General features: G+C 49.8%; 1 protein-coding gene. It reads left to right on the top strand.

Features of this window, described 5'->3' with window-relative positions; translation table 11 throughout:
* Window positions 1–141: 141 nt before the first annotated feature.
* Window positions 142–1,134, top strand: coding sequence for a site-specific tyrosine recombinase/integron integrase (gene xerA, locus DWX39_RS10790; protein WP_117759948.1), 993 nt, complete (start codon window positions 142–144; stop codon window positions 1,132–1,134).
* The last annotated feature ends 35 nt before the right edge of the window (window positions 1,135–1,169 follow it).

The following is a 1,169-nucleotide window of genomic DNA, read 5'->3' as shown; positions in this document are numbered from 1 at the left end:
CCGACTTCGTCACCCAGGTCGACAAATCGCAATTTGCACTCGAGCAAGAGGTCGACGCCCTTTCCGCAGAGCGCGACGCCCTTCTAGACCGATTCCTCGCGTGATACGTTCCTCCCATCCATATCGGGATGGGAGGAACTGATGCACACGACGATCGAAATAGCAAACGCGGTTCTCACAAAAATGCAGGCACTCGTTAGCGGCGAAGTGCTTTCGTATCTCGAGAGCGTCCTTATGAGCGAACTCAGGGGCATCGAACTTGAAGTGAACGCGCTCAGCAATGTCGAAGACGAGGCCTCAAAGTACATGGAGCGATTCCTCGCAGCCAAAACCATCGAGGGATGCTCGCCTAAGACCATCAGGTACTACAAGGCCACACTTACAAGGGCGCTCGAAGCAATCAAAAAACCAATTGTCCGGATTAGTTCAGATGACTTACGAACATACCTGAGCGAATATCCCATGGGTAATAACGCAGGGAGCATCACCGTCGACAACGTCAGGCGCATCCTGTCGTCATTCTTCTCTTGGCTTGATGACGAGAACCATATACTCAAAAGCCCTGCACGACGCATTAAAAAGATTCGCTCAAAGAGAACGGTCAAGTCCGTATATTCTGATGAAGAACTTATAGCCCTCACAGACGCCTGTTCTTGCAAGAGGGATCTGGCAATCATCAACCTTCTTAGTTCAACAGGGATGAGAATAGGCGAACTCGTCTCGCTCAATCGAGAAGACGTTGATCTAAATCGGCGAGAGTGCATTGTACTCGGAAAGGGCAACAAAGAGAGAGTCGTCTATTTTGATGCGACTACAAAGCTGCACCTAAACAACTACCTGCAAGAACGCAGCGATAACGTCGCCGCGCTATTCTGTAGTCTCACAAAGCCGAGTTCTAGGCTGCAAGTAAGCGGAGTCGAGCTCCGCCTTCGCTCCTTGGGAACAAAAGCAGGCGTCAAACACGTCCACCCACATAAGTTCAGGAGAACGCTGGCCACCAAAGCAATTGGAAAAGGAATGCCCATCGAGCAGGTGCAGAAGCTGCTTGGCCATCAAAAGATTGATACAACGTTGATGTACGCAATGGTCGATCAGGACAACGTAAGGGACTCTCATAGAAGGTATATCTGTTAAGTCAAATCACGGTTTGTAGAGATATTCGCATCCTT

The organism is Collinsella sp. AF19-1LB (assembly GCF_003459655.1).
In the GTDB taxonomy this organism is placed as follows: Bacteria; Actinomycetota; Coriobacteriia; order Coriobacteriales; family Coriobacteriaceae; genus Collinsella.
Note: the sequence above shows the minus strand (reverse complement) of the source record. Positions and strands in the feature narration are given on the sequence as shown.

Coding starts and splice junctions, on each gene's coding strand:
- xerA (WP_117759948.1), top strand. CDS start 142: ATGCACACGACGATCGAAATAGCAAACGCGGTTCTCACAAAAATGCAG.